General features: G+C 38.2%; 27 protein-coding genes. 20 read left to right on the forward strand and 7 right to left on the reverse strand.

What is annotated here, in order from left to right:
• Nucleotides 1-4: 4 nt before the first annotated feature.
• The 10 genes from nrfD (at nt 5) to ACM46_RS02595 (ending at nt 10,897) form a co-directional block, all read left to right on the forward strand.
• Nucleotides 5-1,402, forward strand: coding sequence for an NrfD/PsrC family molybdoenzyme membrane anchor subunit (gene nrfD / locus ACM46_RS02550; protein ID WP_048505035.1), 1,398 nt, complete (start codon nt 5-7; stop codon nt 1,400-1,402).
• Nucleotides 1,389-1,910 carry a DUF3341 domain-containing protein gene (locus tag ACM46_RS02555; protein WP_048505036.1) on the forward strand — a complete coding sequence of 174 codons (522 nt, stop codon included), beginning with the start codon at nt 1,389-1,391 and terminating at the stop codon, nt 1,908-1,910. The genes nrfD and ACM46_RS02555 overlap by 14 nt, the downstream gene beginning before the upstream one ends.
• Before the next feature lies 1 nt (nt 1,911).
• The gene (locus ACM46_RS02560; RefSeq protein ID WP_048505037.1) at nt 1,912-2,613 is read left to right on the forward strand and encodes a c-type cytochrome; all 702 of its coding nucleotides are present in this window, start codon (nt 1,912-1,914) and stop codon (nt 2,611-2,613) included.
• An 8-nt stretch (nt 2,614-2,621) separates the two neighbouring features.
• A complete protein-coding gene (locus ACM46_RS02565; RefSeq protein ID WP_048505038.1) occupies nt 2,622-3,953 on the forward strand; it encodes a hypothetical protein in 1,332 nt (443 codons plus the stop codon).
• Between the two features lie 160 nt (nt 3,954-4,113).
• Nucleotides 4,114-5,127 carry a hypothetical protein gene (locus ACM46_RS02570; protein WP_048505039.1) on the forward strand — a complete coding sequence of 338 codons (1,014 nt, stop codon included), beginning with the start codon at nt 4,114-4,116 and terminating at the stop codon, nt 5,125-5,127.
• Between the two features lie 286 nt (nt 5,128-5,413).
• Nucleotides 5,414-6,613 (forward strand): NTF2-like N-terminal transpeptidase, encoded by a 1,200-nt coding sequence (locus tag ACM46_RS02575; RefSeq protein ID WP_048505040.1) that lies wholly within the window; start codon nt 5,414-5,416, stop codon nt 6,611-6,613.
• Nucleotides 6,613-7,149, forward strand: a complete 537-nt coding sequence (locus ACM46_RS02580) for an adenine phosphoribosyltransferase (protein WP_048505041.1) — start codon at nt 6,613-6,615, stop codon at nt 7,147-7,149. Before ACM46_RS02575 ends, ACM46_RS02580 begins: the two co-directional genes overlap by 1 nt.
• Before the next feature lie 216 nt (nt 7,150-7,365).
• Nucleotides 7,366-8,073 carry a YfgM family protein gene (locus ACM46_RS02585; RefSeq protein ID WP_048505042.1) on the forward strand — a complete coding sequence of 236 codons (708 nt, stop codon included), beginning with the start codon at nt 7,366-7,368 and terminating at the stop codon, nt 8,071-8,073.
• A 3-nt stretch (nt 8,074-8,076) separates the two neighbouring features.
• Nucleotides 8,077-8,595, forward strand: coding sequence for a 6,7-dimethyl-8-ribityllumazine synthase (gene ribH, locus ACM46_RS02590; protein WP_048505043.1), 519 nt, complete (start codon nt 8,077-8,079; stop codon nt 8,593-8,595).
• Between the two features lie 223 nt (nt 8,596-8,818).
• Nucleotides 8,819-10,897: an LTA synthase family protein gene (locus ACM46_RS02595; RefSeq protein WP_048505044.1), complete on the forward strand. Its 2,079-nt coding sequence runs from the start codon at nt 8,819-8,821 to the stop codon at nt 10,895-10,897.
• On the opposite strand, the gene ACM46_RS02600 is transcribed toward ACM46_RS02595, so the two are convergent.
• From ACM46_RS02600 to ACM46_RS02610, 3 genes are read right to left on the reverse strand one after another with little or no spacing between them, the layout of a single operon-like run.
• Nucleotides 10,887-12,014 carry a glutathionylspermidine synthase family protein gene (locus tag ACM46_RS02600; RefSeq protein WP_173426461.1) on the reverse strand — a complete coding sequence of 376 codons (1,128 nt, stop codon included), beginning with the start codon at nt 12,012-12,014 and terminating at the stop codon, nt 10,887-10,889. The genes ACM46_RS02595 and ACM46_RS02600 overlap by 11 nt on opposite strands.
• Nucleotides 12,015-12,017: 3 nt before the next feature.
• Nucleotides 12,018-12,344, reverse strand: coding sequence for a hypothetical protein (locus ACM46_RS02605; protein ID WP_048505045.1), 327 nt, complete (start codon nt 12,342-12,344; stop codon nt 12,018-12,020).
• Nucleotides 12,344-12,664 (reverse strand): hypothetical protein, encoded by a 321-nt coding sequence (locus ACM46_RS02610; protein ID WP_131707528.1) that lies wholly within the window; start codon nt 12,662-12,664, stop codon nt 12,344-12,346. Before ACM46_RS02610 ends, ACM46_RS02605 begins: the two co-directional genes overlap by 1 nt.
• Before the next feature lie 76 nt (nt 12,665-12,740).
• On the opposite strand from ACM46_RS02610, the gene ypfJ reads away from it, so the two are divergent.
• Nucleotides 12,741-13,598: a KPN_02809 family neutral zinc metallopeptidase gene (ypfJ, locus tag ACM46_RS02615; protein WP_048505047.1), complete on the forward strand. Its 858-nt coding sequence runs from the start codon at nt 12,741-12,743 to the stop codon at nt 13,596-13,598.
• Nucleotides 13,599-13,653: 55 nt separating this feature from the next.
• On the opposite strand, the gene ACM46_RS02620 is transcribed toward ypfJ, so the two are convergent.
• Nucleotides 13,654-14,496, reverse strand: coding sequence for a GLPGLI family protein (locus ACM46_RS02620; protein WP_048505048.1), 843 nt, complete (start codon nt 14,494-14,496; stop codon nt 13,654-13,656).
• Nucleotides 14,497-14,507: 11 nt separating this feature from the next.
• Complete coding sequence (locus tag ACM46_RS02625; RefSeq protein WP_048505049.1) at nt 14,508-15,425, reverse strand: GLPGLI family protein; 918 nt, start codon at nt 15,423-15,425, stop codon at nt 14,508-14,510.
• 212 nt (nt 15,426-15,637) lie between these two features.
• Here ACM46_RS02625 and ACM46_RS02630 point away from each other — a divergent pair, with 212 nt between their 5' ends.
• From ACM46_RS02630 to sufD, 5 genes are all read left to right on the forward strand, one after another.
• Nucleotides 15,638-15,967, forward strand: a complete 330-nt coding sequence (locus tag ACM46_RS02630; protein WP_048505050.1) for a HesB/IscA family protein — start codon at nt 15,638-15,640, stop codon at nt 15,965-15,967.
• 82 nt (nt 15,968-16,049) lie between these two features.
• Entirely contained in the window at nt 16,050-17,498 is a 1,449-nt protein-coding gene (sufB, locus tag ACM46_RS02635) for a Fe-S cluster assembly protein SufB (protein WP_048505051.1), read from the forward strand.
• A 151-nt stretch (nt 17,499-17,649) separates the two neighbouring features.
• Nucleotides 17,650-18,042, forward strand: a complete 393-nt coding sequence (locus ACM46_RS02640; protein ID WP_048505052.1) for a GxxExxY protein — start codon at nt 17,650-17,652, stop codon at nt 18,040-18,042.
• Nucleotides 18,043-18,156: 114 nt separating this feature from the next.
• On the forward strand, nt 18,157-18,900 hold the full coding sequence (sufC, locus tag ACM46_RS02645; RefSeq protein WP_048505053.1) for a Fe-S cluster assembly ATPase SufC: 744 nt from the start codon (nt 18,157-18,159) through the stop codon (nt 18,898-18,900).
• Between the two features lie 113 nt (nt 18,901-19,013).
• Nucleotides 19,014-20,321 (forward strand): Fe-S cluster assembly protein SufD, encoded by a 1,308-nt coding sequence (gene sufD, locus ACM46_RS02650; protein WP_173426470.1) that lies wholly within the window; start codon nt 19,014-19,016, stop codon nt 20,319-20,321.
• Between the two features lie 203 nt (nt 20,322-20,524).
• Here the strand turns inward: sufD and ACM46_RS02655 are convergent, their stop codons facing one another.
• Together ACM46_RS02655 and ACM46_RS02660 are read right to left on the reverse strand one after the other, a co-directional pair.
• Nucleotides 20,525-21,445 carry a DUF3078 domain-containing protein gene (locus ACM46_RS02655; protein WP_083997318.1) on the reverse strand — a complete coding sequence of 307 codons (921 nt, stop codon included), beginning with the start codon at nt 21,443-21,445 and terminating at the stop codon, nt 20,525-20,527.
• 228 nt (nt 21,446-21,673) lie between these two features.
• The gene (locus tag ACM46_RS02660; protein WP_048505054.1) at nt 21,674-22,600 is read right to left on the reverse strand and encodes a DUF3078 domain-containing protein; all 927 of its coding nucleotides are present in this window, start codon (nt 22,598-22,600) and stop codon (nt 21,674-21,676) included.
• Between the two features lie 257 nt (nt 22,601-22,857).
• Here ACM46_RS02660 and ACM46_RS02665 point away from each other — a divergent pair, with 257 nt between their 5' ends.
• From ACM46_RS02665 to ACM46_RS02680, 4 genes are all read left to right on the forward strand, one after another.
• The gene (locus ACM46_RS02665; RefSeq protein WP_048505055.1) at nt 22,858-23,625 is read left to right on the forward strand and encodes a rhomboid family intramembrane serine protease; all 768 of its coding nucleotides are present in this window, start codon (nt 22,858-22,860) and stop codon (nt 23,623-23,625) included.
• Between the two features lie 125 nt (nt 23,626-23,750).
• Nucleotides 23,751-24,860: a DNA-processing protein DprA gene (gene dprA, locus ACM46_RS02670; RefSeq protein ID WP_048505056.1), complete on the forward strand. Its 1,110-nt coding sequence runs from the start codon at nt 23,751-23,753 to the stop codon at nt 24,858-24,860.
• 190 nt (nt 24,861-25,050) lie between these two features.
• Nucleotides 25,051-26,409 (forward strand): NADP-specific glutamate dehydrogenase, encoded by a 1,359-nt coding sequence (gdhA, locus tag ACM46_RS02675; protein ID WP_048505057.1) that lies wholly within the window; start codon nt 25,051-25,053, stop codon nt 26,407-26,409.
• A gap of 127 nt (nt 26,410-26,536) precedes the next feature.
• A complete protein-coding gene (locus ACM46_RS02680; RefSeq protein WP_048505578.1) occupies nt 26,537-26,905 on the forward strand; it encodes an iron chaperone in 369 nt (122 codons plus the stop codon).
• Nucleotides 26,906-26,935: the final 30 nt, after the last annotated feature.

A 26,935-nucleotide genomic window follows, 5' to 3' on the forward strand; every position in this document is an offset into this window, starting at 1 on the left:
AAAAATGTCAGGACATTACGAAGCTCCGATAAGGGAACCTCTAATTATTGGTCACAAAACTTATCACGATATCACAGAAGATATTGCACGACCTATCGAAGAAAGAGCAGGTAAATTATGGTGGATTTCACTATACGCAGCCTTAGTTCTATTTCTATACGGATTCGGCTGTATCGCTTATACTATCGGAACAGGTATTGGAGCATGGGGGCTTAACAGAACTATTAACTGGGGTTGGGATATTACCAACTTCGTATGGTGGGTAGGTATCGGTCACGCCGGAACACTTATCTCCGCAGTATTATTATTATTTAGACAGCGTTGGAGAATGTCTGTAAACAGATCTGCAGAGGCGATGACGATCTTTGCGGTTGTACAGGCAGCCATCTTCCCTGTAATCCACATGGGTAGAGTTTGGGTAGGATACTGGGTATTCCCATTACCTAACCAGTTCGGTTCTCTTTGGGGGAACTTCAACTCTCCTCTACTTTGGGACGTATTTGCTATCTCAACGTATTTCTCAGTATCAACAGTATTCTGGTTCATGGGACTTATCCCTGACTTTGCAATGATCAGAGATAGAGCTAAAACTCCTTGGACTAAGAAAATTTATACATTCCTAGCATTCGGATGGGGTGGTAAAGCAAAACACTGGCAGAGATTCGAAGAACTTTCTTTGGTTCTTGCAGGTTTGGCAACTCCACTTGTATTCTCGGTACACACTACGGTATCATTTGACTTCGCAACTTCAGTTATTAAAGGATGGCACTCTACAATCTACCCTCCTTACTTCGTAGCGGGTGCGATCTTCTCAGGATTCGCAATGGTACAAACACTATTGTTAATTGCTAGAAAAGTATGTCACTTAGAAGAATACATCACAATGTATCATATCGAAATTATGAACATCGTAATCGTTCTTACTGGTGGTATGGTAACTGTAGCTTATGCTACTGAATATTTCATCGGATGGTATTCCGGATCAAGATTTGAAGACTTTACATACCTTTCACCGGGTGCTGCAGTAGGACCTTACTGGTGGGCATTCTGGTCATTGATCATCTGTAACCTTGTGGTTCCTGCTTCTTTCTGGTTCAAAAAAGCGAGAACGAACATTATCTGGACATTCATCGTTGCATTGATCATCAACATCGGTATGTGGTTTGAGCGTTTTGATATCATCGTTATCAACCTTTCCAGAGACTACTTACCAGGATCTTGGACTATGTTTAAACCAACGATCATTGATGTGGGTGTATATTTAGGAACAATCGGATTCTTCTCTGTATTATTCTTATTATACGCAAGAACATTCCCTGTAATTGCACAGGCTGAATTAAAATCGATTCTGAAAATCTCAGGTGAAACTTATAAAGCAAAAGAAGGAGATGAGCACCACTAAAATTGTATACGGACTTTATGCTGACGACGACGATTTAATGAACGGCGTTAAAGCATTCAACGATAAAGGAATCGCAATCAACGAAGTATATACTCCGTTTCCGGTTCACGGACTTGACAAAGCTCTAGGTTTAAAGAAAACCAGAATTTCTGATGCCGCATTCTGCTATGCTCTTTACGGAGTTACCATTGGTGCTACTGTAACATGGTATGTAATGAATCATGACTGGCCTCAAAATATTGGTGGTAAACCAGCTTTCGACTGGGCACACAACATGCCTGCATTCGTAGTTCCAATGTTCGAATTAATGGTATTCTGTGCCGCTCATATGATGTCTTTGACTTTCTTAGTAAGAAATAAAATGTATCCTGGAGCTCCTGCTCAGAACCCGGATCCAAGAACAACCGATGATAAATTCATGATGGAATTTGTAACTGAAGACGTAGAGTCTGTAAAACAGTTGCTTATTGAAACTGGAGTTGAAGAAATAACTGTTAAAGACGCTTAAAATGAAAAAGAATGTATTAAAAATTACAGCAGTTTTAGGTTTAACAACAGTTTTACTTAACTCTTGCGGACCAAAAGAAAATACACCATTAGTATATTTCCCGGATATGTACTTCCCCGTAGCTTACGATCCATTGATGAAAGCTCAGGATGCCTATTCAGATCATGAAAATGAAATCCCTGCATTCGTTAAAAATAGTTTTGCAACAGGTCTTGCTCCAGTAGAAGGTTCAGTTGCTCAGAATAAAGACGGAGTTTTCGAAGAAAGTCTTCTTCCTAAAAATGTAGACGAATACAACGCGGGTTACGAAGCTTCTAAAAAGATCGCAGGTTCTCCTTTGAATCCTGCCAATGCAGCGAAAGATATCGAGAGAGGTAAATTCTTATTTGAGCGTACATGTTCTGCATGTCATGGTGTAGGTGGAGACGGACAAGGGCCAATCGTTCAGAGCGGTGCTTATTCCGGAGTTCCAAACTATGCAGACAGAGAAATTACTGTAGGATCTGTTCATTATGTATTAACTAACGGTAGAAACGCAATGGGATCTTATGCTGGCCAGCTTAGTGCAGGTGACAGATGGAGAGTAGCAATGTATGTGATGAGCGCTTTCAAAAAAGCAGCAGCACCTGCAGCAGCAGCTACAACGGCAGCAGCTACACCAGCCGCAGCAGCAACAGAGACTACTACCGAAACTAAAAAATAAGAAAAGAAATGTATAGTTTTTCACCAAAATTAAAATCAACTTCTATAATCCTTCTTGTTGTAGGTTTAGTTCTATTTGCTATAGGTTTCTTTATGAACAAAGGACTGACCACTGAAAAAATAGAGCACATGATGGAGGCTGTTCATGCTTCCGGTCATACTGCACCTATGCACTCAAGTGAAATGGTAGGGCCTCAGGATCATGCAGCTCACTTAGAGCACGCAGAACTTCAGGTTCACAACCAGCCATTGGCATCTCTACACTTCGTAGCGGTATTTTTCTTTGGAGTGAGTTGTGCTGTATTGTTCTTCTACTGTATTCAGCACGCTGCACACGCAGGTTGGCCTATCATTATTACAAGAGTAATGGAAGCTATTGCTTCTTATATCCCATATGGTGGTGCTATTTTGATTATTATGATGATATTGAACATCACTCACAATGGTCATTTATTCCACTGGATGGATCCTGAATTGACAGATCCTGAATCTGCGCATTTCGATGTGATCCTATTCGAAAAGAAAAGATTCTTAAATATTCCTTTCTACGCGATCAGAACGATCATTTACGTAGCAGGTGCTTCATTCTTCGCTTGGAAACTGAAAGCTCAGTCTAAGAAAGTAGATGAAACTAAATCAAAAGTAGAATATCAGTTCCTTTACAGATGGGCGGTAGGATATATCGTATTCTTTGGATTTGCTTCTGCAGCATGGGCTTGGGACTGGTTGATGTCTATTGACCCTCACTGGTACTCTACCATGTACATCTGGTATTCAATGGTAAGCTGCCTTTCAAGTGGAATCGCTGTGATTATCCTTTTAAGTGTTTACTTAAAGAAAAACGGATTCTTACCTCAGTTCAATGACAACCACTTACACGATTTAGGAGTATTCCTTTTCGCTACAAGTATGCTTTGGACGTATACATGGTTCGCTCAGTTCATGCTTTATTGGTATGCCAACGTTCCGGAAGAGGTGAACTACTTCTTCGGAAGATTCCAGCACTACTCTCCAACGTTCCTTCCAATGCTGATTGTTAACTTCCTATTACCACTATTGGTATTGGTGAGCAGCAGCATCAAGAGAAACTACAAAGTAGTAACTGTTATGGCTGTAGTGGTTATTTTAGGACACATCTTAGACTACTTCAACATGGTAATGCCGGGAACGGTAGGTCCATACTGGAAAACTCCTGAAGTATTCGTATTAGTATTAGGTTCTATCCTTTTTGTAGTTGGATTATTTATGTTTACAGTATTGACTGCATTATCTAAACTGAAACTGATCCCTACAGGTAACCCTTACCTTCACGAATCTGAAATTTATGAGTATCCTTTCTAAGGACTTGTAACAGAGATAAAATAAAAAAGACTGATTGTAATGATCAGTCTTTTTTTGTGCGCTACATCAAAAAAATAAAAATTTCGTGCAACCTTTTTCAGTTTTGGTTGTCTTAATATCAGAACCTGATTTTAGTTTAACTATTAAATCCAAAACAGCTATGAAAAGAAATATTTTTTTATTTTTCTTTGTTTTAATACTAAACATTGCCCATGCACAAAGCATTACTTTTATTTCTGAACGAACCCATAAACCGCTGTCCAAAGTATCCGTTTTTGGAAAAGATGGAAGTATCCTAGCCTTTTCCGATATTGACGGTAAAATTAGTAAGCAGTCCATATCTCCTGACCAGGAAAAGTTCCAGCTGATTTATAACAACTTTTCCGTAGCTACCCTCACCTATGCAGAGCTCAATCAGGATATCATTACAATCAACGATCAGGTAAAGGAAATAGAAACCATCGTCATTAAAAATTCAAAACCTGCGAAATATATTTTCATTAAAGGAAATTTTAATGCCTACGTTACGGTGAACGGTAAGCTGAATAGTTATGCAGACGGAATAGCTACTTACATTTTTGACAATAAAACCAAAAAACTGAAAAGTGCCAACGTTGAACAATACAGGGTATTCAGGCTGGTAAACGCCAAAGATGAAAAGAAGGAAACTTCATCTTGGGATTATGGTAATTCTTTACAGATTCCTAAGCTTAAAAATGTAGGAAATCCTGAAGAATACAAAACAAAAAGAAATACCATCAAAGAATTGAAAGGAGATCACAAAGACCAGATAGAAGTAACCGGAGCAGCCCTTCAGGAAAAAGAGTTTTCCCTGTTCGGATTCCGTTTTTTTGATATCAGAACTATTCTGAACATGTCTTTCGAAAAAGCATCAGAAAAAAGCCTCAAAGATTTCCTTGAATACAACGAAGTAGCTTTTGTAAAACTTAAACATAAAAGTGAACCCAATTACAACCAGATTATTCTTTACAATAACTTTTATCCTACAGAACTGAGCTTCAATAACGACAACGATATTGAAAAAGTAAAATTCAACAAAGATTACAGCAACTACATCACAAAATACTGGGAAGATCCTTCTTTTCCCAATATGCAGACTATTTTCAGTTCCTTCTTCAAAGGCGATCTGAAAGAGCAGGAAATTAAAAAATAAACAGAAGGAAGTTTGAAGATGGAAGAAGGAAACTATTGAAACCGAAAATAGTTCCACAGAAAAGCAGCCGTGTCAAGGTTTAAAACCTTGACACGGCTCTCCATTAGAAAACAATATTTTACAACTTCCATCTCCCTTCCACATTTACATGCAACAATCTCGTAATCAACATCATTCTCTGAGTAAACCTTTCAGAATACCCGCATTAAGAACTCAAAAACACAAAACAAAAATAAAAACTTACTATTATTAAAGGTTTTACTAAATTTGCAACAAACGAAATAAAATGAAAAAGTTTTCTTTTCTACTTGTTCTCAGCTTGTTGCTTTTTACAGCATGCAAGAAAGACCATGTAGATGCTACGAATACTAAAACGCTGCAGTCCAGTATCAATGATATGACTTCCAGCCTTTCAACAATTAAACAAATCAAGTTCAACGAAGCGCTTTATATTCTGAAGACCTTCGGAGTAGAAGCTGATGGTGATGTAGAAGAACTTAAAGCACTTGGAAAGCTTATCGATGGAAAAAAAGTCCCTGAAATTCTGACTCTGGCAGATGAAGTGGCTCAGAAAAACGGAATTGAATGGGCCAGTACTTCGCCTCCTTCTCTTGGAGAAATGAACATCTTCGGAGACGATAAAGCCAAAGAAACAGATGCCAACGATGTAAAAGCAAGCTCCCTGAGCATTGTTACAAGACCTACAGGAGATGACGGAACCGGAGCTCCTACAGCCATCCAGATCGTTCCAAGACTTGTAGATGCCGCAGGAAACCCTGTTTCATTTACAGGAGCAGGTCTTGAAGCTACGCTGGAAGTATTCAGCAACGGTGTAAAACTGGCAACCGCTAAAAACCTTATGCAGGATAATAATTTTAAAGGATTCAATTTAAAATTCTCTTCCATTCCTGCTGCAAAAGTAGTAGACAGCAAAATTGATATTACCGTTTCTGTAAAAACAACTGCCAAGACTTTCAAAATGTCTAAAATAGGACTTGATGTCAATGCAGCTGCTTTAAAAGTTCCTACCGCTCCGAAAACAGATTCAACGGCTGTAAATCAGGATCCTAATGCTGTAATTGATCCAAACAATCCTACTGCAACACCGACGACTCCTACAGATCCAAACGCGACGACAACTTCTCCGGCTACACCGAAGCAACCGACGGCAGACCCGAAAAATACAGTAAGCAAATTCCTTAGCAACGTAAGCTCTCAGAATCTGAAGGCTGCATACGATACATCAAGTAATCCAAGCTGGGGAAGCTACGAATCTTTCTCCAACCCTACTTCAGGATTTGGATCAGTGAAAAACGTAAGCGTAAAAAACATTACAACGAATGCTACCAATGTAGGTGGCGCCAGTGTAAATGCTACTTATGATGTAACGGACAAGAACGGAAAAACAACTTCTTTAAAAGTAACTTTCGGACTTAAAAATGTAAACGGAGACTGGAAAATTTCCAGCTATAAAATAAACCCGTAATGGCTTCACAACAACTGATCAAAAAACTGGAAGAAACCATTGAAAACTTCCCTGACTTTCCTATTCCGGGAATTCAGTTCAAGGATATTTCACCTATTTTCCTGGATCCGAAACTGTATGAGGAAGTCATTGCAGATCTTACGGCTTTCAGTAAAGGAAAAGTAGATGCCGTATGCGGAATAGAAAGCCGTGGTTATTTATTCGGAATCGCCATTGCAGTAGCTCTGGAAGTTCCGTTTATTCTGATTCGTAAAAAAGGAAAACTTCCGCCTCCCATCATCTCAGAACAATATGATCTGGAATACGGAAGCGCCGAAATAGAAACCCGCGAAGGGCAGATTAAAAAAGGACAGAGAATTCTTATTCATGACGATCTTCTGGCAACAGGAGGAACCACCGAAGCGGCAGCCAAACTGGTAGAAAAGCAAGGAGCCACCGTTTCCCAGTTTAGCTTCCTGATCGGACTGAAAGATCTGAAAGGAGAGGAAAGACTGAAAAAATTCGGGGCCGAGATCTATAACATTCTCGAATATTAAATTTCCCGAAATAAAAATATAAGGCTTCGGCTCCGCTCGATGTAAAACGGTTTCTAAACGGTAAAAACAACAGGATTAGAGATGTTGCACTGAGCAGAGTGGAAGCGTTTTTATGATGAAGATTCGACAATTGACAACATTTTCGCAATAATACTTCAAAGTATTTTGTAAATCATTCAGAAACAATTAAATTTGCATTTCAATTTTTAAAAATTTATGGCAAAATTGGGTAAGAATGCTCAGAATGAGCAAGAAGGTAAAGAAACGGTTGAGTTCTTTAAAGACCTTGACAGAGAGGCTTTAAACACTGAAAGATTCCTTGAAAAATATTCAAAACAGTTGGGTATTGTATTCGGAGTATTGGTTTTAGGTGTTTTAGGATTCTTTGGTTACAAACAATTTATTGAAGCTCCTAAGAATATTGAAGCTGTAAAAGGTTTCCTTGCTGCTCAGAAAAACCAGACTGAAGGTAAAGATAAAGAAGCATTAGGCGGAAAATCTGCTGCAAACCCAGGTTTTATTGGAACATCTAACGATTATTCAGGTACAAAAATTGGTGAACTTGCGGCTTATAATGCAGGTCTATTAAAATTCAAAGAAGGAAAGTTTCAGGAAGCTTATGATCTTTTGGATAAATTTTCTTCTGACAACAAAACGTTAGTAGCCATGAAATATGGAGCTATGGCTGATGCAAAATCAGGTCTTAACAAAAATGACGAAGCGTTGTCTTTACTGGATAAAGCATCTACTGCTTCTGACGATCCTTATACAACATACTATTTCACTAGAAAAGCGGGTATCGTAGCATTAGGATTAAAGAAAAATGCTGAGGCTAAGAAATACTTCTCTGCAATTGACGAGAAATATCAGGACTACGATAACGGAATGTCTGATTCTTATATTGAAATGACTAAATACTTTTAAAAAATGGCAACAGTTAATCTTTCCGATTACAAGCCACTTCATATAACCAATGCCGAAGAATTTTCTATCGGCATTGTTTTTTCTGAGTGGAATGATTTTGTAACTTACAATCTTCGTGATGCAGCTTTAGAGATTCTTGAAAAAGAAGGTGTAAAATCAGAAAACATTAAACTATTCCCGGTTCCGGGTGCATTTGAACTGAGCTATGCAAGCATGCAGCTTTGCAAAGAAAGAAAATATGATGCAGTAATCGCTATCGGATGCGTAATTCGCGGGGAAACTCCACATTTCGATTTTGTATGTTCAGCTGTAGCACAGGGAATTAAAGATTGTAATATCTTAACAGACACACCAACTATTTTCTGCGTACTTACAGACGACACCAAAGAGCAGTCTATTGCCAGAAGCGGCGGAGATCTTGGAAATAAAGGAGTGGAAGCAGCCGTAACCGCTTTGAGAATGATTGATTTCAAAAAGAGCCTTTCCAACAAAAAAGGAAATATTGGCTTCGGACACTCTTAATATTTAACCTATTTTAACAATATACAGGACTATTTTTTAATAGTCCTTTTTTATGCATAAAAGCTTTTTAAATATACAGAGTTGCATTAATGCCAATAAAGGAATAAGTTAAATATTCAATAATAATTCAAAAAAATTGATAAGAAACAGGATGTTTATATTTTTTTCATTGAAAGTTATATACAAAAACTATCTTTGCGAAATTAATCCTCACCTAAAGTATATGTTTCCAAACAAAATAAAACCATTCCTATATTTAGGCATTTTCTATCTTATCCTTTCACTGATTGTAAGAATCATATTTTTCTTCCACCCTATCACCACAGCCAGTTTCGGGGTTTTTGAAGTTCTCAGAGTCTTATCTATCGGACTGCTGAATGATATTTTTGTTTTTACTTTAGCGAGCACCATTTTGGCTCTTTACTTCCTGTTTCTATCCGATTCCAAATATAAAAAACCGTACGGCTATATTATTTTCGGTGCTTTGCTAGCATTTTTTCTATACATTCTTCTCGTTCCCAATAATATTTTTGATCAGTATGGAGGGTCTGTCACTGAAATAGTGTTAGCCTTTGTAGGGATCAAGACTTTTCTCTTCGGTCTGATGCTTTTTATCCCTTCAAAAAGAACCGGAATCCGGAATGTATTATATTTCATTACCCTTCTGTTGTATGTTCTTCTGATCATCTTTAATGCGGTAAGTGAATATTTCTTTTACAATGAATTCGGGGTACGCTACAACTTTATTGCAGTAGATTATCTGATCTATACCAACGAAGTGATCGGAAACATCATGGAAAGCTATCCCGTTGTACCTCTATTCTCCGCCATCCTTATCGTGACTTTAGCCATCACATGGTTCATTTATAAAAAAACAAAAGACGAACTTTTAGAACTTCCGAATTTCAAGCAGAAAATGGTATTGCTTGGAACTTTCATGGTTCTTGGTGCTATAAGTCTTTTAGGAATATCTTCTTTGATGGAGATCAGGTCAGACAATGTTTTTGCCGATGAGATTGAAGACAACGGGCTTCCTAAATTTTATTGGGCATTTACCCACAATGAGCTGGATTATTTCCAGTTTTATCCGCAGATTGCCCAGCAGCAGGCAGAAAAGAACTTTCTCAGCCAGTATTCCGATCCTTCATTACCAAGAAATATAATGGCAGAACAGCCGGAAATTAAGAAAAATGTAGTTCTGATCTCCATAGAAAGCTTATCTGCAGATTTTATGGAACATTATGGCGGTACCAAAAAAATTACGCCTTTCCTGGATAGTTTGGCAGACCGTTCCATGATGTTTACCAATCTTTACGCTACCGGAAACAGAACGGTGAGAGGCCTGGAAGCACTTACGCTTTGTATTCCTCCTACTGCAGGAGAAAGTATCATTAAGAGAGACGACAACAAAAATAAATTCACGACAGGAAGTGTATTCAAATCCAAAGGGTATGATGTGAAATTCCTGTACGGAGGCTACAGCTATTTCGATAATATGCAGGACTTTTTCGCAGGAAACGGTTATGATATTGTGGACAGAAATAATTTTAAGCCTGAAGAAATTACATTTGCCAATGTTTGGGGCGTTGCCGATGAAGATATGGCTAAAAAAGCAATTCAGACCATGAATGCGGAAGCGAAATCCGGAAAACCGTTTTTCAACCACTGGATGACCGTTTCCAACCACAGACCTTTTACTTATCCTGACGGAAGAATTGACATTCCCGGAACGGCAAAATCCCGGGACGGAGGTGTAAAATATACAGATTATTCACTGAGAATGTTTTTCAACATGGCTAAAAAACAGGATTGGTATAAAAATACAGTCTTTGTGATCATCGCAGATCACTGTGCTTCCAGCGCCGGAAAAACAGAACTTCCGATGGACAAATACAGAATTCCGGCCATGATCTTCTCAGAAGACTTTATTCAGCCTCAGAAATTCGATAAGCTGATGTCCCAGATCGATGTAATGCCAACGTTATTCGGATTGCTGAATTTCAGTTACCAATCTAAATTCCTGGGCCAGGACGTATTCAAAAAAGAATTCCAGCCTAAAGCCTATGTGGCCACTTATCAGGATCTTGGTTTGGTAAAAGACGGACATTTAACTATCATTTCACCTGTTAAAAAAGTAAAACAATATTCCTTACAGCTGGAATCCAGCAGTCTTGCTCCTGAATTCAAACTGTATTATGATGAAAAACTGATGAAAACCCCTGATCAGAAACTGGTCAACGATGCAATCTCAGCTTATCAGTCAACATCATTCTGGTTAAAAGAAAAGAAGCTTAACCGATAAGGTGAGGAACAAAACGGCTCTGGTTATTGGTGATCAGATGAACACTTTCTCTGATCCCAATGCCTGCAGGCTCCTGTCCTATTACCCAGCTTCCTATGAACGGATAATTTCCGTTAAAATTAGGAAGATCAAACAGCTGCTGATAAATAAAGCCTTCTTTACCGTAAACGCCATCATTTTCCTCTACAGGAACGTTATTTTTATACAGGATAACATTGGCTCCCTCTCTGGAATAGATCGGTTTTTTAGCAAAATCTTTCAGATGTTTAGGTTCAAAATAAGACTCAAGCAGGTAAGGATGATTAGGATACATCTCCCAAAGTACGGGCAGAAGAGCTTTTGAGGAAAGTAATATTTTCCAGGCAGGCTCAATCCATTGAGATCTGAAACCGTTTTTTACCAGCTTCTCTCCAAAACCGTCTGCAAGAATCCATTCGTAAGGGTAAAGTTTAAAAATATATTCCATGATGGAACGGTCACCTGCTACAAATTCCGAAATATCATCAGCCCATCCGATATCCTGAACGGGAATAAACTCCGTATCAAAACCGGCCTGAGAGGCACAGTCACGCATATATTCTACATTCGTAACGTCTTCGATATTCGTAAGCGACGCAAAATAAACATAATGCGGATTCATATAGTTTTTAAGATGCTTCCAATACCCAACCAGTTTTTCATGAATAGAATTAAACTGATCTTTATATGGAAACTGCTCCTGAAGCCAATACCATTGTATAACGGATCCTTCATACAACGAAGTAGGTGTGTCCGCATTGAACTCCAACAGTTTTAAATTCTTACCGTCAAAACCAAAATCAAATCTTCCGTAGATCGATGGATGATCTTCTTCCCAGCTTGTGACAATGTAATTCCGGAACCATTCGGGAATATTAAATTTTTCCCAGAGATTTTTTTCAATAATATAATCAACCGCTTCCAGACACATCTGCCAGAGTTCTGCCGTTGCAGTTTCTATCGTATTGATTTCTTCTGTGTTAAACTGATAATAATGACTTTCGTCCCAGTAAAGGCCATCCAGAGAGTGATACCCGAAGCCCAGGTTTTCAAGTTTATGCTGCCAGTTTTTTCTGAATTGTGACTGAATTCTTTCCATAATCTACGATGATGCACTAAAACCGCTTCTTCCCAGTTCCCCTCTCACAACATTTCCTTTGAAATTATTTCTCCCGATATTGGATTTGGAACTGATAGCATCACTATAATAACCTGCTTTTTGATAAGACCCGTAACTGTAAGCTCCGTACGGTCTGAATGCGTGATACATAAGAACTCCGGCCAGAAAGCCATGCGATCTGGTATACGATGCCGTGGTATCAGACCTCATATAGACTTTCTTTTCACCTTTATCTTTGGGCTTTTCCTGAGAACAGGCAGCCAGTACTCCTGTTACAAAAAGTAATTTTATAGAACTCGACTTTTTCATTATTGAACCGTTATAAAAAATTCGTAGTCTTTTTTCGTTTTGACGATATGATCGTTGCCATCATTATCTTCTCCTCCTACAAGAGTATCTCCAAGGCTCGGAATAGTATCTTTTGTAATAATTTCCTTAAAAAGATTCTTCTGCTTCCAGATTCTGTGTTTAGTGATAAGAACATCTGCATTTTCTAAGTGTTCCACAGAAAGTTCGGTCTCTATAGAACCTGACTTATCTACACTGTTTACTTCATCTTCTTTTTCTTTTTTACATGCCGTAAATGCCAATATTCCAAGCGATAAAAGGCAAAGTTTAATTTTTTTCACGCGGGTCGTAATTTTTCACAAAAGTAGTCATTTAGTAATGATATTATTTTAAATTTACAAGGCAAAAATTTTTATTATGAAATGGACAGACGATAGAGGCGGGAACGTAGACGACCGCCGTGGTTCTGGTGGCAGCGGAGGTATGGTTGTAGGCGGAGGGCTCGGAACTTTAATTATAGCAGCAATTATTTTCTTCCTGGGAGGTGATCCTTCGGGTATTCTGAACTCTGGAAGTGTTCAGTCTTCCGGAAGCGGACAGCAGCGTGAACTTACTGCTGAGGATAAACAAATTGGGGACATGGTTGACATGATGGGTAAATGGAACATTATTACCTGGGACCAAATCTTTAAAGAAAATGGAATGACCTATACGAAGCCGGGGATTGTTCTTTTTGAAAATACTACCCAATCCGGATGCGGTACAGCCCAGTCTGCAATGGGACCATTCTATTGCCCTGCAGATCAGAAAGTCTATATGGATATGAGCTTTTTCAATGAACTTCAGCAAAGATTCGGAGCCAAAGTAACGGAATTTACAGTTGCTTACGTTCTGGCTCATGAAGTAGGCCATCATGTGCAGACCCTTCTCGGAACTACCCAAAAAGTAGATGCATTAAGAAGAAGCGGAAGATATTCCGAAGCTGAGATGAACAAGGTTTCTGTAGCCACAGAACTCCAGGCGGATTTTTATGCCGGAGTATGGGCCAAAAGAACAAATGATACAAAAGGTATTCTGGAGCCAGGCGATATAGAATCTGCCATAGATGCTGCACAGGCTGTAGGTGATGACAATATCCAGAAAAGATCTCAGGGATATGTGAACCAGGAGAGCTTTACACACGGCTCATCTGCACAGCGTAAAGAATGGTTTATGAAAGGTTACAATACAGGAGATATTAAGCAGGGAGATACTTTCAACCAGCTTTTGAGATAACCTTCTTTATATACAGTTAAAAACCCCCGAAGAAAATTCTTCAGGGGTTTATTTTTTATTGCAGTTCTATTGGATTGCTGTTTTTCTTGATCTCTTCTTTTACCCGTTCTTCCATTCTCTTTCTCATATCGGCAGGATTCTGATTTCCTCCTCCTCTGCCTCCTACTCTCACTGTACCGGCAAAACCGCCACCGCCTCCACTCTGCATAAAGGACATTGGATCCGTTTTATATTTTTCCTGCTGTTTCAGATAGTCCGCTCTTTTTACCTTCAGGGTATTTCCGAACTGGTTTAAGGTCGCTATTTCACCAATTTTATAATTCTTCATCAAGTCAAAAGAATATTCCCCTTTATCATCTTCTACTTTAACAATAAGGCCGGGAAGACCTCCGAATTTGTATGGCCCATCCTGATAAGGCAAATCTGTTGTAAACCATGCAGTCCATTTTCTTCCGGCGAAGTCTGTTGTAGCTTTCTGAACTTTATAATCACCTATTTTGGTAGTTTCAGAAGACATTTTCCAGTTGAGAGGACGGTCTTCCTCGTACGAATAAATATCTCTTCCGATTCTGTCCTTAAATGTGGTCTTCTGGCTGGATTTATCTTTTTCAACAGAATAATTGATATTGGTTCTCACTCCTTCCATCTGTTCCCGGCTTACAGAGCCTCTTCCTCCGCCACCCTGAAAAGCTTTCTGCAGTATGGAATCTCTTTTATATCTGTTTTCAGAATAAAAAATTGATTTTTCGGCGGAGATATCTAAATATGCGTTTTCCGTTTTAATATCTGTTTTATTTTCTGCATCAGGCTTCATAGTCACCTGATAAACAAATCTGTTGTTCTGTGCAGAAATGTGCTGCATAAACAACGCTAAAGCAATGATGCCTATTTTTTTCATTTTTGGATTTTTTATTTTAATTCAATTGGATTTTGACTTTCACTATTTCTTAGAGAGCTATCTCCGGAACCTCCATTGGGGACAGAGAAAGTACTGTTATTACCTCCTGCATGAGGCATTCCTCTATCTCCTCCCATTCTGTCGCCCCGCATTCCACCGTGTCTGCTACCATCAAAACCCATCCCCTCTTTTCCAGCTCCTGTTGACAGTCTTCTGTTCTTACCTGCCTCTAATTGCAATGCAGCTTTATCTCCGTTAAACTCAATTCTTGTACTTTGCTTTGCATTAGGATCACTAGGTTTTTCGAAGGCATTCTGAACTTTTATTTTTTTTACAAGATCGAATTTATAATCGCCGTTCTCATCCTCAAGCTTTACAATCAACCCCGGAAGTCCGGAGAATTTATAAGGGCCATCGGAAATATTAATATCTTTCGTGAACCAGGCAGTCCATACCCTTCCTCCAAAATTAGTGACTGCTTTTTGTACGGAATAGCCATTCTGATTTTCTTTTGCATCTGCTATTTCCCACTTCAGAGGCCTGTCTTCCTGGTAGTAAATTTCTCTGCCGGCCACTTTATCGTAATAATAAACTTTCTGTTGAGAAATACTTTTAATAATATAATTTTCAAAAAAAGCAGGTTCCATATCTTTTTTGGTCCCCAGCTTTTTCAGATCCTTCTCTCTTTTTTTATAATCTTCTTTATCTTCAGCCCTGAAAGAGGCCTGTAAAGAATCTCTAATTAATTTATTTTCACTGATAAACGAGGAACGGTCTCCTTTAATATCCAGAAATGTTCTTTCATGTTTCATGCGAACCAGATTAATAGAATCGGGGTTTACCGCTGTGTCATAGATGTATCTCATGGTCTGCCCATAGGTAACAGTGGCCAAAATCAGTAAAAAAAAGACAATTAATTTTCTTTTCATTATAACTCCTTGTGGTTGTTTCATTAGGATAAAAAATATCTTCTAAAGTTAAATCAAAAACAGAATTCCCCCATTTATAAAAGATAATTTACATCATTTTTAACACCCGAATCACGGTCAGCATGTAAAATCATGAAAATAGACACCATCGATTTGAGATTGCGGAAATTAGTTCGTATTTTTGCATCATTAAATCATTCTAAATAAATACAATGATAAAAGTATCAGACCAAGCAAAGGCAAAAGCCATCCAGCTGATGACGGAAGAAGGCTTTAACCCTGCTGAAGATTATATAAGAGTGGGGGTAAAAAGTGGAGGATGCTCTGGTTTAGAGTATGTTTTGAAGTTCGACAACCAAAAAACAGATACTGATCAGCTTTTTGAAGACAACAGTGTAAAAATTGTTGTTGATAAAAAATCTATCCTCTATTTAGCAGGAACAGTTCTTGAATATTCAGGAGGACTGAACGGTAAAGGGTTTGTTTTTAACAATCCTAATGCATCCAGAACATGCGGATGCGGAGAAAGCTTCTCTTTATAGGGAAGACATAAGATACTAGATATCAGACTTCAGACCCATGTCTGAAATCTGAAGTCTACAATCTGAAATCTAAAAAAAAGCAATGAGTAAATACACTGAAGACGATTTAAGAGTCGATCTAGAAAATAAAAAATATGAATTCGGGTGGGAAACGAAGATTGATTATGAAGATTTTCCAACCGGATTAAATGAAGATATCGTCCGTGCGATCTCCGCAAAAAAAGAGGAGCCGGAATGGATGACGGAATGGCGTCTGGAATCTTTCAGAATCTGGCAGAAAATGACGGAGCCTACCTGGGCGAATATTAAATATGAAAAACCTGATTTTCAGGCAATTCGTTATTATGCGGCACCCAAAGCAAAACCGGAACTGGATAGTCTTGATGAAGTAGACCCTGAATTATTGAAAACCTTTGCAAAATTAGGAATCAATATCGAAGAGCAGAAAAGACTTTCAGGAGTTGCTGTAGACATCGTTATAGATTCTGTTTCTGTAAAGACTACTTTTCAGGACACTTTAATGGAAAAAGGAATTATTTTCTGCTCCATTTCTGAGGCTATTAAAAACCATCCGGACTTAGTAAGAAAATATCTTGGAAAAGTCGTTCCGAGAGGAGATAACTTCTATTCCGCACTGAATTCCGCAGTATTCTCTGACGGAAGTTTCTGTTATATTCCAAAAGGAGTAAAATGCCCTATGGAACTTTCCACTTATTTCCGTATCAATCAGGCGGGAACAGGACAGTTCGAAAGAACTCTTGTTATTGCAGATGAAGGAAGCTACGTTTCTTATCTTGAAGGGTGTACAGCTCCATCAAGAGATGAAAACCAACTGCACGCAGCTGTGGTGGAACTGATTGCAATGGACAACGCTGAAATTAAATATTCAACTGTTCAAAACTGGTATCCTGGAAATGAAGAAGGGAAAGGAGGAGTTTTCAACTTCGTAACCAAAAGAGGCTTATGCGAAAGAAATGCAAAAATCTCCTGGACACAGGTGGAAACAGGTTCTGCTGTAACCTGGAAATATCCGTCTTGTATCTTAAAAGGTGACGGATCTATCGGGGAGTTCTACTCTATTGCAGTAACCAACAATCACCAGTATGCAGATACAGGAACAAAAATGATCCACATTGGTAAGAATACCAAATCAACGATTATTTCAAAAGGTATTTCTGCAGGAAAGTCTCAAAATTCTTACAGAGGCCAGGTAAAAGTAATGCCTTCGGCCAAAGGAGCCAGAAACTTTTCCCAGTGTGATTCTTTGTTGATGGGTAATGAATGTGGTGCACATACTTTCCCATACATTGAAATCAAAGATCCTACTGCCCAGCTGGAACATGAAGCAACTACTTCAAAAATTGGAGAAGATCAGATCTTCTACTGCAACCAGAGAGGAATTGATACGGAAAGAGCGATCGCTTTGATCGTTAATGGATTCAGTAAAGAAGTTTTAAATAAACTTCCGATGGAATTTGCTATTGAAGCTCAGAAGTTACTTGAGATTTCTTTAGAGGGAAGTGTTGGATAAGTATAATTTTATCGCAAGGTTAGACTAAGATTTATTATCGCTTACTATTTATTTTTAAGATAAACAAAGGCGCTAACGCTTAGGAAGGTAATACAAGTTTTTAATTGAGTTCCTACAATTAACTTCTGTATATTTGCGAAAAATTACACAAATGACTGAAAATGAAATTTCAAAGATTGTCTTTGAAAGTGGATTAAAGATTCATAGAAAATTAGGAATTGGCTTATATGAAAGCGTTTATGAAGAATGTCTTTTCTATGAGTTTAAAAAAGCAGATGTAAAAGTTGAAAGACAAAAACCTCTGCATATCCAATACGAAGAGCTGTTGCTGGAAAATGCTTTTAAAATGGATTTATTAATTGAAAACAAAGTTGTTTTAGAGATTAAATCCGTTGAAAGTTTGACGAATTTTCATGCTGCACAATTAAAAAATTATTTAAGACTTGGAAACTACAAGCTAGGTATGCTTATCAATTTCAATTCTCAATTGTTTAAAAATGGCGTTATGAGAATAGCAAATGGTCTTGATGGTTTCTTAAATTAAAAAATAAATAGAGAAATAGTATTTCATTGATAAGCGTTAGCGCCTTTGTTTATCTTAAAAAAGCAAAGGAGATTAAAGAAAATCTTAGTCTAACCTTGCGATAAATTAGAATATATGTTAGAGATAAAAAACTTGCACGCCAAAATTGAAGACGGCGCAGAAATTTTAAAAGGTATTAATCTTGAAATAAAGCCGGGAGAAGTTCATGCCATCATGGGACCGAACGGAGCCGGAAAATCTACTCTTTCTTCTGTAATCGCAGGAAAAGAAGATTATGAAGTAACGGACGGTGAAATTCTTTTCCAGGGAGAAGACATCAGCGAAGATGCCCCTGAAGACAGAGCACATAAAGGAATTTTCCTTTCTTTTCAGTATCCGGTAGAAATTCCGGGAGTTTCTGTAACGAACTTTATTAAAGCGGCTTTAAACGAAACCAGAAAAGCAAACGGACTAGAGGAAATGCCTGCAAAAGAAATGCTTGCCCTTATCCGTGAAAAATCTGAACAATTGGGCATCAAAAAAGATTTCCTTTCAAGATCTTTGAACGAAGGGTTTTCAGGAGGTGAAAAGAAGAGAAATGAGATCTTCCAGATGATGATGCTTAATCCGAAATTAGCCATTCTTGATGAAACAGATTCAGGTCTTGACATTGATGCATTAAGAATTGTTGCAGATGGTGTAAATCATTTCAAAAACGAAGGAAATGCAGTGCTTCTGATTACCCACTATCAGAGATTGCTTAACTATATTCAGCCTGACTTTGTTCACGTTCTTGCCAACGGAAAAATCATCAAAACCGGTGATAAGTCCCTTGCTTTGGAACTTGAAGAAAAAGGCTACGACTGGCTTCTTAACTAAGAAGTTGTTTCAGCAGAGATGTTATCAATCCTTGCCGAAAATGCGGAAAAACCGCAGTAATTATTAGTATTTTTAAATATATAAAATAAGGTGTGATGGCCGAAATATCAGTAATGGCTTTATACGATCAGATTATTGACAATCACGGTGAATTTTTGGAGAGTCTTCGTCACAGATTTCTGGATGAAGAAAGAAAAGCTGCTCTTCAAAACTTCGAAAACTTAGGTTTTCCGACAAAAAAAGACGAAGAATATAAATATACCAACCTAAAAGAGATCACAGAGAAAAACTATAATTTTTTCCCTAAAGAAAGTCATAATATCACCAAAGAACAGCTGGATCAGCTGCATTTGGGTGAAGAAAATTTTGACTGGATCGTTTTCGTGAATGGTAAACTTCATAAAGAGCTTTCAAAGGTTTCTATCGAGAATGTAGAATTTCTTTCATTCAACTATGCTTTGAATGATGAGAAACACAAAGAAGTATTTGATACTTATTTCAATACCATTGCTTCTAAGGACACCGCTTTCAGCAACCTGAACCTTGCCTACTGCAAATATGGTTTCTTCCTGAAAGTTCCTAAAAATGTAGTGATCGAAAAACCGATTCACATTTTTTACATCTCTCAAAATCAGGAAGAAAACACATTTTACAACACCAGAAATCTGCTGATTGTAGAAGAAGGTGCGAAGGTAGAAGTTATAGAAAGTCACCACAATTTCGACAGCACTTATGTGCTGACGAACTCTGTAACGGAGATTTTCACTTATCCTAATGCGAAAGCAGACTGGCATAAACTTCAGAATGACAACAATACATCCTATCTTATCGACAATACTTTCGCGAGACAGGAAAAGGACAGCTTAACGACTGTCAACACATTCTCTTTCGGAGGAAAACTGGTAAGAAACAACTTAGATTTTATTCATAACGGAAGCAATATCAATTCGTTTATGAACGGAATCACCATCATTGGGAAAGATCAGCTGGTAGACCACCATACGGCAGTTCACCACAACTTCCCGAACTGTGAAAGCTACCAGAACTACAAAGGTATTTTTGACGGAAATGCTCACGGTGTTTTCAACGGAAAGGTTTTCGTAGATAAAATTGCCCAGAAGACAAATGCTTACCAGCAAAACAACAACGTTCTTTTAAGCGAAGGCGCTACCATTGATACCAAACCTCAGTTGGAGATCTTTGCTGATGATGTAAAATGTTCTCACGGCTGTACGGTAGGACAATTGAATGAAGATGCCCTGTTTTATTTAAGAGCAAGAGGTATTTCTAAAAAAGAGGCTCAGGCATTACTTTTATATGCTTTTGCCAATGATGCGATGCAAAACATCGATATTGAACCGCTTAAAGAAAAAATTTCGAAACTTTTGGCTGAAAAGCTACAGGTGGATTTAGAATTTTAAGACTAATATAAATTGATACCAAAAAAGCACTTCAAATTGAAGTGCTTTTTTATGAATGAAAGTCTGAAACCGGAACAAGGAAGCTATTGAGTCCAAATCAGGACTTTTCTTTTTTCAAGACAGCCTCTTTTACTATTATAACTTATATAGATCATCTGTCTCACAGTAACTTCCAGTCTCCCTCTTCAATCTTCCTTTCTTATCTATTTCATCCAGGACTGATTATCCTTTTTATCTGAACGTTTTTTACCGTTATCAATATTATAGGCAAAACCTACACCCAATGTCTGTTTAAGCTGGGTTTTCTGAATCTGATTATGATCATACAGTAAGTCCAGTGTGACATTCGTAGAAATAAATTTATTAATTTTCATATTTAAGATTCCGCTGTACCCAAGAACAAGGCGTTCAGGATGATCAAGATAGTTTGAAAATACGGAAGCTGTATTCGTTAGATTAATATTGTCCATAATCTTGATCTTATAGATAGCCGTTCCCAGGAAACCGAACTGGAATAAAGAAGAATCTCCATCATTTTTCAGACCGTAAGTTCCCGCCGTCTGAAGCTCTTTATCCAGAACGAAAGTCACTCTGGCGTTGGCCGGACGAAGCGTCGCCGTAAAATTATCATTAGGACGGTAAGTAACACCCACACCTACATTAAGGTATCCCGGAGCCATAAAATTGGAAATCTTTTTAGCATCAGGATTATTGCCATCCTCATAACCTCCTGCAAACTGGGTCTGAAGGCCTATACCTCCTGACAGATACCAGTTTTTCGCAAACTCACGCCCGTAATTGGTAGAAAGATTGATGACGTCCTGAGTCTTTCTGGTTCCGATCCCTTTTGTATTATTCTGTCCGTAGCCCAGAATAATGATGTTTTCCCAAAGATCTTTCCCTTTTTCATAAGTAAGGTTGTAATTAACCCCGGCAAGCCAGCCCACATTATTGGCACCACCGCCTACCCAGTTTGAGAATGCAGCCTGATTGAGCATTAATGTATTCTGCCCCTGAATAGACCAGGCTTTTACAGTGTCTGCTTTCGCAGCATCAGCTTTGGCTTCCTGAGCCATTGTGCTTATTCCAAAAGATATGGAAACGGCAAATAAAAGTTTTTTCATAAAGTAATGATTTTTTCGTTACAAAAATATACATATAATTTTTGGTAAAAACTAATCACTTTTTATTGAAAAATACAAATTGACCTGTATAACATTAAAGATCTAATCAATTTATTTAAAACAAAGTATAAAAAACTATACAATAACTATATACATTTGAAATATTCGTTATGATAAACAAAAAGACACTCCGAATTGAAGTGTCTTTTTTTATGAAAATTTCATTAATTATTTTTTAATCCACCATTGGCTGTCCTTACGTTCCGAACGTTTTACTCCATTATTCAGAGTGTAGGCAAATCCAATTCCCAGGGTCTGTTTAAGCTGGGTCTTCTGAATCTGATTATGATCATAAAGAAGATCTACCGTAACATTGGACGAGATAAACTTATTAACTTTAAAGTTCAGAACAGCTCCGTAAGCAAGAACCAGCCGCTCAGGATGATCCAGATAATTGGAAAATATGGAGGCTGTATTGGTGATATGAACGTTTTCCATCAACTTTACCTTATACAAAGCTGTTGCAAGGAAACCGAACTGTAAGAGTGACGTATCCCCATCATTTTTCAAACCATAACTTCCTGCGAGCTGAAGATCCTTATCTAAAACAAAAGTCCATCTGGCGTTGGTAGGACGAAGTGTTACCGTAAGATTGTCATCAGGTCTGTACGTGATACCCATACCGAGGTTCAGGTAACCGGGAGCCATGAAGTTGGAGATTTTTTTTGCTGCAGGATTGTTTCCGTCTTCATATCCGGCTGCAAATTGGGACTGAAGCCCTACGCCCAGTGAGAAATACCAGCTTTTGGAAAATTTCCGCCCGTAGTTCGTAGAAAGGTTGATAACGTCCTGAGTTTTCCTTACTTCCAAACCTTTGGTATCATTCTGCCCATAATCCAGAACAATAATATTTTCCCAAAGATCATTGTCTTTTTCATAGGTGATATTATAATTCACTCCGGCCAGCCATCCTACATTGTTGGCTCCCCCTCCGACCCAGTTTGAAAAGGCCGCCTGATTGATCATTAAATTGTTTTTTCCTAATACCGACCAGTATCTTACCGTATCTACGACTACTGAATCTTTTTTCAATTCTTCTTGTGCACTTGCATAAATCCCTATAGAAAAGGAAAGAATCAATAAAAACTTCTTCATTATTTTACATGATTTTCATTACAAAAATATTAATATAATTTTTTTTAAAGCAAAATTTAGGGTATAAAAAGCTTTTAATCATTTGAATACTCTTCAATTAACCAAAAACAGGCCAGTTTAATACATTCAATCTCAAATTATTAGGCATTATATCTTAAAATTGAAACCTTTTGTCTTAAAATCAATACGATGAATTGCCTTACATCGCCAATTTTTCCGAAATTTATCATTGGCTTTTGATTTGAGGTAGCAACCCTATGTTTAAAAATATAATTTCCAAAAGAGCTTTTATCCCCCCTTTGCTGATGCTTTCAGCCATGTGGTTCGGATACCTGCTGCAGACGCTCGGCTTTTTTCAAAGCTGTTTTGGGGCCATTATACCCTTATTGCCCGAAGGTTTATTGGGTATTGTAACTTCCCCGCTTTTGCATGGAAATATAGATCATATCATCAGTAATTCTATTCCGGTAGCCGTTCTGATGTTTCTTTTATATCAGTTTTATCCATTGGTGGCCAATAAAGTGTTTATCATCGGCTGGCTGGCTACAGGGCTGCTTGTGTGGCTGCTTCCTCCTATAGATATTCTTACGGGTGACTATATGTACACCTGTACCATTGGTGCCAGCGGAGTGGTGTATGTTCTTGCATTCTTCCTGTTTTTCAGTGGTGTTTTCAAGTGGAATATGAAACTTCTTACGATATCCCTGCTTGTAGTTTTGTATTATGGCAGTTTGATTTGGGGAATGTTTCCGGAAGAATTATTCTATAACCTTCCTGAACCGAGTAAAATCTCATGGCAGGCCCATCTTTCCGGAGCAGTGGTAGGCAGCATTATTGCTTTTGCTTTCAAAAATGTGGGCGACCGAAAAAAAAAGTTCATTTGGGAATTTCCCAATTACTACAACGAAAAAGACGATAAACTGTGGCAGGAATATAAAGAAAATCATCCTGATGACTTCATGGAATTGCCTTATAAAAAAAGAGACGATATCTGGGACCATCTGGAGGAATTGAGAAGGAAATAAATTTCCGGGACGCGGGTTTCCTATTTAGGACAAGCAACCCTCCAACCCTCAAACCCTCAAACCCTAAAACCATACCCCGCAACTCCAACTCAGGTTATTTTATTACATTTGGAGAAAAACACACAATGATCTCTGAAGAATATCTCTATGCCATCGCTTTGCGCGAATGCAGCCTGATAGGCGACATTAATTTCCAAAAACTTGTCCGGACCTTCGGAAGTGCTGAAGAAGCCTGGAAAAAAGCAAAAAAGGATTACAGTAAAACCGAAGGTATAGGCCGGAAAACGGTATCTGACATTGGTAATGAAGAATATCTGAAGTTTGCAGAAAAGGAAATAAAGTTCTGCGAAAAAAACAATATCCTGATCAAACTGAGGCACTTCAATGAACTCCCCCATCTTCTTAATGAATGTGATGATGCTCCTGCTGTTCTTTACCAAAAAGGAACTATTGAGAATTCTCTTCAGAAAATCAGTATAGTGGGTACCCGGAATATGACGTCTTACGGCCGGCAATTCATTGGAGAGTTCTTCGAAACCATGAAGCCTTATAAATACATATCTGTCAGCGGATTAGCTCTTGGCGTCGATAAAGAAGTTCATGAGCAGTCAATTCAGCGTAAAGTTCCCACAATAGCAGTTCTGGCCCATGGATTTCACACTCTATATCCTTCCAAAAATAAAAAGCTGTCTGAAAAAATTCTTGAAGAAGGCGGAGCATTGCTTACCGAATTCAATTCTTCCCGAAAACCGGACCGCGAAAACTTCATTCAGCGCAATAGAATTATAGCGGGAATTTCTCCTTCCACGATTGTTGTGGAAACAGGATTTGGAGGCGGATCTGTGAGTACAGCGACATTCGCCAATGAGTACAATCGTGAGGTTTATGCGTTGCCCGGAAAAATTACGGATCCTTACAGTCAGGGATGTAACCAATTGATTTTCCAGAACAAAGCATCTGCTATTTCCACGTTGAAAGATCTTGCAGATTCGCTGGGGTTCAGCCATTCAAAAGAGAAAGTGGCAGAGCTGTTTCCCAGGAGTGAAATAACTATACAACTTACTGACAATCAGGAAAGCGTATATCAAACCATCAAAGCCCATCCTCAGGTCTCTCTGGATGATCTGGCCCAGATGATTTCCATGGCTTCTTATAAAATTCTTCCGATAATTTTGGAATTGGAGCTTTTGGGGAAAATAAAATCATTTTCCGGGAGGCAATTTACGGCAATTTGAGAATTAACGATTTCTTAATATTGCATTATTTGAGACTTAACTTTTAATTTTTAACAAAATTTGATCATAAATTATCAATTTAATAATATTTCGAAACATTATTATTTAATTTTTAACAATGTTGAAATACAGTATTGTGAATCTTGAAAAAAAAATTAAATTTGTTGACAATAATATTCAACCCTAATATATGGAACAATATAATATTGACCAGAAAATCCAGGAGTTTATTGCCAAGATTGAAGCAAAAAATCCTAATGAACCAGAATTTTTACAAGCCGTAAAAGAAGTAGCTGTGACTGTAATTCCGTTTATTATGACCAAGAAGGAATATACAGGAATGAAGCTTCTTGAGAGAATGGCTGAAGCTGAAAGAATTATTATTTTCAGAGTTCCATGGGTTGATGACAAAGGAGAAATTCAGGTAAACAGAGGATTCAGAATCCAGATGAACTCTGCGATTGGACCTTACAAAGGCGGAATCCGTTTCCACCCTACCGTAAACCTTTCTGTTCTTAAATTCTTAGCTTTCGAGCAGGTATTTAAAAACTCATTGACTACTCTTCCGATGGGAGGAGGTAAAGGAGGTTCAGATTTCGATCCGCAAGGAAAATCTGATATGGAAGTAATGCGTTTCTGCCAGGCTTTCATGACTGAATTATGCAAGCATATCGGTCCTGAAACAGATGTACCTGCGGGAGACATTGGTGTAGGAGCAAGAGAAATCGGATATCTTTTCGGACAGTACAAAAAAGTAAGAAACGAATTTACAGGAGTACTTACCGGAAAAGGTCTTGCTTACGGAGGATCACTTATCCGTCCTGAAGCTACAGGATACGGTGTGGTATACTTTGCAGAGCAGATGCTTAAAACTATCGGACAGGATTTCAAAGGTAAGACTGTAACGGTTTCAGGTTTCGGAAACGTGGCTTGGGGAGTTATCAAAAAAGCAACTGAACTTGGGGCTACTGTAGTAACCATTTCAGGTCCGGACGGATACATCTACGATAAAGACGGTATCAGCGGAGAAAAGATTGATTATTTATTAGAACTTAGATCTTCCGGAAACAACAGAGCTGAAGACTATGCTAAAAAATATCCTTCTGCAGAATTCCACGCAGGAAAACGTCCTTGGAATGTAAAATGTGACGTAGCATTCCCATCTGCAACACAAAACGAACTGGATCTTGAAGATGCTAAAGTTTTGGTAGAAAACGGATGTCTGTGTGTTACTGAGGCAGCTAACATGCCTTCTACATTAGACGCAATTAACTATTTCTTAGATAATAAAGTATTATTTTCACCTGGTAAGGCTTCCAATGCTGGAGGTGTTGCCACTTCAGGTCTTGAGATGACGCAGAACTCTATCCGTCTTAACTGGACTTCTGAAGAGGTTGATGCAAGACTGAAGGAGATCATGATTGGTATCCACAAAGCTTGTAGAGACTACGGAAAGGATGAAGATGGCTATGTAAACTATGTGAAAGGAGCTAATATTGCAGGCTTCGTGAAGGTTGCAGAAGCAATGCTGGCACAAGGAGTGGTGTAAAAATATAAAGGTTGGGAAAATTCCCAGCCTTTTTTGATATAGCCTGTTCCCGGGATAATGGGAAAAAAGTAAAAAGTGAAAGGAGAAAGCGTTGTACATGTACAGCGCTTTTTTTTATTTTTATGATATGAAAAACACCTTCAAAAATAGTAATGAATACATTCTTCTGTTCCCTGAAGAGGTTCAGGAGAAACTTATTGAGTTGAGAGAGATTATTCGCAAAGCGATTCCTGATCCGGAGGAATATATTGGGTATCAGATGCCTGCTTTTAAATACAAAGGGAAACCATTGGTGTATTTTGCCGGGTATAAAAACCATATAGGATTCTATCCCGGTCCCGAAGGGATCAGCGCTTTCGAAAAAGATTTTAAGGAAAAAAAGTACAAATTTTCAAAAGGAGCGGTTCAGTTTCCAATAGATGAAGATATTCCTGTGGAGCTGGTGAAGAGAATGGTACAGTTCGGAATCGGGGAAATAGATCAAAAAAAATCCTGAAACCAAATGTTCCAGGATTTCCGTTCTACT

The sequence above is a fragment of the Chryseobacterium angstadtii genome (assembly GCF_001045465.1).
Lineage (GTDB): Bacteria > Bacteroidota > Bacteroidia > Flavobacteriales > Weeksellaceae > Chryseobacterium > Chryseobacterium angstadtii.